This is a genomic window from Bradyrhizobium sp. 62 (assembly GCF_023073035.1).
In the GTDB taxonomy this organism is placed as follows: domain Bacteria; phylum Pseudomonadota; class Alphaproteobacteria; order Rhizobiales; family Xanthobacteraceae; genus Bradyrhizobium.
In genome coordinates this window covers 336,767-343,185 of sequence record NZ_JADPIT010000032.1, presented here as the reverse complement: position 1 = coordinate 343,185, position 6,419 = coordinate 336,767, and the positions used below count along the sequence as shown (strand labels likewise).

6 protein-coding genes are annotated in these 6,419 nt (G+C 64.5%); 4 read left to right on the top strand and 2 right to left on the bottom strand.

Features of this window, described 5'->3' with window-relative positions:
- The 4 genes from IVB47_RS30995 to IVB47_RS30980 form a co-directional block, all read left to right on the top strand.
- Positions 1-971, top strand: a 971-nt coding sequence (locus tag IVB47_RS30995) for an oligopeptide/dipeptide ABC transporter ATP-binding protein (protein WP_247467155.1), incomplete at its 5' end; no start/stop codon positions are given.
- Positions 972-994: 23 nt separating this feature from the next.
- On the top strand, positions 995-2,518 hold the full coding sequence (locus IVB47_RS30990; protein WP_247288546.1) for an ABC transporter substrate-binding protein: 1,524 nt from the start codon (positions 995-997) through the stop codon (positions 2,516-2,518).
- A 31-nt stretch (positions 2,519-2,549) separates the two neighbouring features.
- Positions 2,550-3,491 carry an ABC transporter permease gene (locus IVB47_RS30985; RefSeq protein WP_247360005.1) on the top strand — a complete coding sequence of 314 codons (942 nt, stop codon included), beginning with the start codon at positions 2,550-2,552 and terminating at the stop codon, positions 3,489-3,491.
- Positions 3,492-3,495: 4 nt separating this feature from the next.
- Positions 3,496-4,383, top strand: coding sequence for an ABC transporter permease (locus IVB47_RS30980; protein WP_247288545.1), 888 nt, complete (start codon positions 3,496-3,498; stop codon positions 4,381-4,383).
- Here IVB47_RS30980 and IVB47_RS30975 read toward each other — a convergent pair.
- Positions 4,380-5,126: a hypothetical protein gene (locus IVB47_RS30975; protein ID WP_247360007.1), complete on the bottom strand. Its 747-nt coding sequence runs from the start codon at positions 5,124-5,126 to the stop codon at positions 4,380-4,382. The genes IVB47_RS30980 and IVB47_RS30975 overlap by 4 nt on opposite strands.
- A 9-nt stretch (positions 5,127-5,135) precedes the next feature.
- Positions 5,136-6,386 carry an adenylate/guanylate cyclase domain-containing protein gene (locus tag IVB47_RS30970; RefSeq protein WP_247467152.1) on the bottom strand — a complete coding sequence of 417 codons (1,251 nt, stop codon included), beginning with the start codon at positions 6,384-6,386 and terminating at the stop codon, positions 5,136-5,138.
- Positions 6,387-6,419: the final 33 nt, after the last annotated feature.

The window sequence follows — 6,419 nt, the reverse complement described above, 5'->3', positions numbered from 1 at the left end:
CGCTGGTCGGCGAATCCGGCTGCGGCAAATCCACCGTCAGCCGCCTGGTGCTGCGGCTGATCGAGCCGGATGCAGGCACGATCCGGTTCGAAGGCCGCGATCTGCTCTCGCTCGACGCCGGCGCGCTGCGCGCCTTTCGCCGCGAGGCGCAGATCATCTTCCAGGATCCCTACGCCTCGCTCAATCCGCGCATGACCGTCGGCCAGATCCTGACCGAGCCGCTGGCGCTGCACAACCTGGTGCCGCCCGCCCGACGGCGCGAACGCGTCGAGGAGATCTTGCGGCTGGTCGGACTGGAGCCTCGGCTGGCGCGGCGTTACCCGCACGAGTTTTCCGGCGGCCAGCGCCAGCGCATCGTGATCGCGCGCGCGCTCGCGGTCGAGCCGAAACTGATCATCTGCGATGAGCCGGTCTCGGCGCTCGACGTCTCGATCCGCTCGCAGATCCTCAATCTGCTGCGCGAGCTCCAGGACCGGCTCGGGCTGGCCTACATTTTCGTCTCGCACGACCTCGCGGTGGTCAAGCACATCGCCGACCACGTAGCGGTGATGAATCTCGGCCAGATCGTCGAGACGGCGGCGGCGGACGCGCTGTTCGCCGCACCCCGCCATCCCTATAGCCGGGCCCTGCTGTCCGCGATCCCGGTGCCTAAACCGCGGGCAAAGCGCAGCCGGATTGTGCTGCAGGGAGAGATCCCCAGCGCGCTCAATCCGCCGCCGGGATGCCGCTTCCACACCCGCTGCCCCTACGTGGTCGACCGTTGCCGCAGCGAAATGCCTCAGCTCGTGCCGGATGGCATCGGACATGCAACAGCATGCCACCGAACGTCGGAACTGCCGTCGTCCGAGGCGATCGTCCCAACGGACGGCGGCTTCTCCCCGGTTCTCGAAAAATTGGTCGCCGCCTTCAGCGGCGGCCCGGAAGCAGTCCGCGGCAGCGGGGTTAGTTCATTGGGGACGAACCCGGCATAGCCGCAAAACAGAGGTTGAGAGCGATGAGTCCTATGCGTTTGGCACTCCTGGCGTCGGCATTGCTGACGTCGCTCGTGAGCGCGGCCCAAACCCAGGCCCAAGCCCAGACCACGCTTCGCATCGGCATCGCCGAGGATCCTGACATCCTCGATCCCAGCATCGGCCGCACCTATGTCGGCCGCATCGTGTTCTCCGCCTTCTGCGACAAGCTGTTCGACATCGACGAGAAGCTCAACATCGTGCCGCAGCTCGCGCTGTCGCATGAGACCTCGGCCGACGGCAAGGAGATGACGATCAAGCTCCGGCCCAACGTGAAATTCCACGACGGCGAGCCGCTCGACGCGGAAGCAGCAAAGTTCTCGATCGAGCGTCACATGACGTTGCCGACCTCGTTCCGGAAGTCCGAGCTCGCCAGCGTCGACCATGTCGAGGTCGTCGATCCCCTGACCATCAAGCTGGTGCTCAAGACGCCTTACTCCCCGTTGATCGCCCAGCTGACCGACCGCTCCGGCATGATGGTGTCGCCGAAGGCCGCCAAGGAAGCCGGCGACAAGTTCGGCCTGCATCCGGTCTGCGCCGGTCCCTACAAGTTCGTCGAGCGCGTGCAGCAGGACCGCATGGTGTTCGAGAGATTCGCCGACTACTGGAACAAGGACAACATCCATATCGACCGGGTGGTATTCCTGCCAATCGTCGATGCCACGGTGCGCCTTGCCAACCTGAAGTCCGGCGGGCTCGATCTGATCGAGCGCGTGCTCGCCACCGACATCAAGGACGTCCGCGCCGATTCGCGGCTCGTGCTGTCGACGGCACCGGAGCTCGGCTATCTCGGCCTCACGGTCAATATCGGCAACGACAAGAGCAAGGGGCCGCTGAGCCAATCGGCGAAAGTCCGGCAGGCGCTCGATCTGTCGATCGATCGCGAGGCTCTCAACCAGGTCGTGTTCAACGGCGAATTCACCCCGGGCAATCAATGGGTCAGCCCTACCCATCCCTACTACCAGAAGGCATTTCCGGTTCGTGGCCGCGACATCGCGAAGGCCAAGGCGCTTCTGAAGGAAGCCGGAATCACTTCGCCGGTGACCGTCGATTACATGATTCCCAAAGGCGCGGAGAACGAAGCGGTTGCCCAGGTGATCCAGTCGATGGCCGCGGAAGCGGGCTTCGACATCAAGATCCGCGCGGTCGAATTCGCGACCACCTTCAAGCAGGCCCAGGCCGGCGAGTTCCAGATCTTCCAGATCAACTGGAGCGGCCGCATCGACCCAGACGGCAACTCCTACATCTTCATGCGCAGCAAGGCACCGCAGAACGATGGCGTCTATTCGAATCCGGAGGCCGATAAGCTGCTGGAAGAAGGAAGGGCGACGTCCAACGTCGAGGAGCGCAAGGCGATCTACGCCAAGCTGAACAAGATCCTGCTCGACGACCTGCCGATCATATACATCTATCACCGCACGCTCCTGATCGCGCATACGACCAAGCTCCAGGGCTATAAGCAGATGCCAGATGGCCTTGTGCGCGTGGTCGGGCTTAAGTTTAAGTGACGGCGACATCGTCCGGAACAGGCGTGCGACTATGCTGAACTTCCTCGCCCGCCGCATTGTGCAGATCGTTCCGACACTGTTCTTCGTGTCGGTACTGATCTTCTCGCTCCAGCAATTGTTGCCGGGTGATCCGGCGCTGGTGATGGCAGGCGAGGAGCGCGATCCCGCCGTGATCGAGCAGATTCGCCAGCAATACCGGCTCGATCAGCCGATTCCCGTGCAGTACGTCTACTGGCTCAAGGGAGTCCTGATCGGCAATTTCGGAGAGTCGCTACGCAACAAGATGCCGGTGCGCGAGCTGATCGCGCAGAAGCTGCCGGTGACGCTCCAGCTCGGCTCGATGGCGATGTTGATCGCTCTCCTGATCGGAATTCCCGCCGGCATTGTCTCCGCCGTGAAGAAGGGCACCGTCTGGGACTATTGCGCCAATTTGTTCGCGCTGTGGGGCATCTCGACGCCGAATTTCTGGCTCGGCATCATGCTCATCTTCCTGTTCTCCATCGAACTCGGCTGGCTGCCGGCGTCCGGCTACGTGCCGCTGACCGAGAACTGGCGTGCGAGCCTCGCCGCCACCATCATGCCGGCCTTCGTGCTCGGCAACGCTATTTCCGCAGTCCTGATGCGACACACCCGGAGCGCCATGCTCCAGGTGCTGGAAAGCGACTACGTCCGCACCGCGCGCGCCAAGGGATTGTCCGAGCGCTCGGTCATCCTCAAGCACGCCATGCGCAACGCACTCACGCCGATCATCACGCTCGGCGCGCTCGAGCTCGGCACGCTGTTGTCGGGGGCGGTTCTGACCGAGCAGATCTTCTCCATTCCCGGCTTCGGCAAACTGATCGTGGATGCCGTGTTCAACCGCGACTACGCCGTCGTACAGGGCGTCGTGCTGGTGACGGCGACGGTGTACATCGCGCTGAACCTGGTTGCCGATGTCGCCTACATCCTCGTCAATCCGCGGCTGCGGGGCTAGACTCATGACCGATGCCGCCCTGCCCGCCGCTCCCATCGCGCAGGCCAACGAGCTGGACAGCCCGGCGCGTCGCGCCCGGCGGCGCTTGTTCAAACGCAAGGCCGCAGTGTTCGGACTTGTGATGATCACGTTGTTCGTTGGGATCGCGCTGCTCGCGCCGTTCGTCGTGCCCTACGATCCCATCGCGACGAGCTGGAGCCTGGTCCGCAAGCCGCCCACTGCGGCGCACTGGTTCGGCACCGACGAGCTCGGTCGCGACATCCTGAGCCGCGTCGTCTACGGCGCCCGCGCGTCGCTGCTCGCGGGCCTCATCTCGGTCGCGATCGCGCTGGGCGTCGGCATCCCGCTCGGCCTGCTTGCCGGCTATCGCGGCGGCTTCGTCGATGCGCTGATCAGCCGGATGACCGACGCGATGCTGGCCTGCCCGTTCCTGATCCTGGCGATCGCGCTCGCCGCATTCCTCGGCCCGAGCCTCGGCAACGCCATGATCGCGATCGGCATCTCGGCAACCCCGATCTTCATCCGCCTGACCCGTGGCCAGGTGTTGAACGTCAAGGCCGAGGATTATGTCGAGGCGGCGCGCGCGCTCGGCAATCCGCCGTGGCGGATCGCGTTCTCGCACATCCTGCCGAACATCCTGCCGGCGCTGCTGGTGCAGGCGACGCTGTCGATTGCGGCCGCCATCATCGCCGAAGCCGCGCTGTCCTTCCTGGGTCTCGGCCAGCAGCCGCCGGCGCCATCGTGGGGCAGCATGCTCAACGCAGCGCAGCGCTTCCTGACCCAGGCGCCCTGGATGGCGATCTGGCCGGGGCTAGCGATCTTCCTCGTGGTGCTGTCGCTGAACCTGCTCGGCGACGGCCTGCGCGACGCGCTCGATCCGCGCCAGCGCTAGATCACGGTCTCGCGCATCACGCGGCGGCAATCCATCTCGTATTCGAGATCGACCACCGGCGGCCGGGCATAGTGCCAAGTCAGGCCGGACCGCAACGCCCCGCGGCGGACGAGCTCGTCGACCAGCGCGTGGTGGAAATCGTGCACGGAATAGGCCTGCACGCCGGTCGTGTCCTTCCAGCCGAAGCCGAAGGCCGTCATCCTGTTCTCCATCTGGGACGTCGTCGTGAAGCGCACCTTCTCGCGAAGGCCCTCCGGGCTGAGGTCGCGGTAGCGCACGGTGCGCTCGACATAGGTCCCACCGCCCTCGCGCGCCTCCGCGCCGCCTGATATCACGAAGCTCGGCGTCTTCGAGCTGGTCGGCCGCGTGAAGGAGAACGCATAGAACGACGGCTCGGCCGGCGGATCGACCTCGGGACAGACATTGCTGCGCGCCACCGGATTGGTGCTGCCGTCGAAGATGCCCCATTCGGACAGCGTCTTTACATAGTGCAGGTTGAACGCGCGAAAGCCTTCCTCGCTGAAGGCCGCGGGCGAGCGCAGTTCGCAGGCGCAGAACGCCGTCAGCGGCCGCCCCGCCTCCCGAATATACTTCGCGGCAAGCGCAAACCCTTCCGCGAGCGGCACCAGCCGGTCGAAGCGGACGCGCTCGATCTCGTAGCCATCGTCCGCGGCCGCACCGGCCGAATATTGGAATACTGACGGAATGAAACGGTAATTGCCGGCGGAGAATTCACCAATCATGTCGGACTCCTATTCCAGTTGCATGCGAATGCCCTTGGCACCGTTGAGCAGGCGCTTCAGGTGAAAGCCGGCCAGGGAATCGCCGGCATGCATGCCGACCAGCGCGGCGAAGGCCGGCATCGCGGCGGCATCGCCGGCCTCCATCTTGGCAAACGCCTCGGAGTACAGCGCCGTTTCCGGCGCAGCGAATTGGGCCGGCGTCAGTGGCTCGAAAGCGCGCAACGGCTCGCTGCGTCCACGCAGCATCAGCTCCCCGACGGGACGACCCCGAAAATTCTCAGCCGCCTCGGCGATGCCGGCACTGACGCAAATCCGCGTGCCCAGATGCTTGTTCGCGGCTTCCAGTCGCGCCGCGATGTTGATGGAGTCGCCATACGCGGTGTAGTCGAAAAACCGGTTGCCGCCGAAATTTCCGACCAGAGCCGGCCCGGCGTGAATGCCGATGCGGGTGGTGCCGAAATTCACGCCTCTCACCTTCCAGCGCGCGGAAAAATCCTCCGCCCAGGCGTCGAGACCGTGGGCGCAGGCGACAGCGCGCGTCGCGTAATCGGGCTGATCGCCGGGTGCGTTGAAGAGCACCTGGATCGCATCGCCGATGATCTTGGCGACAGTCCCCTCGTGCGCGAAGACGATCTCGGTCATGCCGCCGACATACTCGTTGAGAAGCGCGCCCAGCGTCTCCGGCGGCGCACTCTCGACCAGCGAGGTGAAGCCGGTAATATCCGTGAAGATGGTCGCGACATCGCGCCACTGCACTTCGATTCCCTCGCTCTCACCGCTGGCCGCCAGACGCTTGGCGAGTTCGGGCGAGAAATGACGCGAGAGCGCGGCATGGGCGCGCTCTGCTTCCGCCTGGCGGCCTCGCACCTCACGCAGCATTTCGATGTGGCGAATGGTCTTCTGGATCGTCATCTCCAGGTCGGCGAAGTCGATCGGTTTGGTCAGGAAGTCGAACGCACCGCGGTTCATCGCAGTGCGGATATTGCTCATGTCGCCATAGGCCGAAACGATGATGGTGGACTTCTTGTCTTCAGCTTCCTGGAGCTTCGCCAGCAGCGACAGCCCGTCCATCCTGGGCATGTTGATGTCGGAGACCACCATGTCGACATGCGGGTTCTGCTCGAGTGACTGTAGCGCTTCGAGGCCGTCGCGCGCGAACATGATCGTCACCGACCCGTCGCGAATCTGCCTGCGGAATTTTTGCAGAACCAACGCCTCGAGATCCGGCTCGTCGTCAACGAAAAGGATGGTCGCGGTCATGCGGCCTGCCCGAGCCTCGTGTCGATTTCCTGC

Coding starts and splice junctions, on each gene's coding strand:
- IVB47_RS30990 (WP_247288546.1), top strand. CDS start 995: ATGAGTCCTATGCGTTTGGCACTCCTGGCGTCGGCATTGCTGACGTCG.
- IVB47_RS30985 (WP_247360005.1), top strand. CDS start 2,550: ATGCTGAACTTCCTCGCCCGCCGCATTGTGCAGATCGTTCCGACACTG.
- IVB47_RS30980 (WP_247288545.1), top strand. CDS start 3,496: ATGACCGATGCCGCCCTGCCCGCCGCTCCCATCGCGCAGGCCAACGAG.
- IVB47_RS30975 (WP_247360007.1), bottom strand. CDS start 5,126: ATGATTGGTGAATTCTCCGCCGGCAATTACCGTTTCATTCCGTCAGTA.
- IVB47_RS30970 (WP_247467152.1), bottom strand. CDS start 6,386: ATGACCGCGACCATCCTTTTCGTTGACGACGAGCCGGATCTCGAGGCG.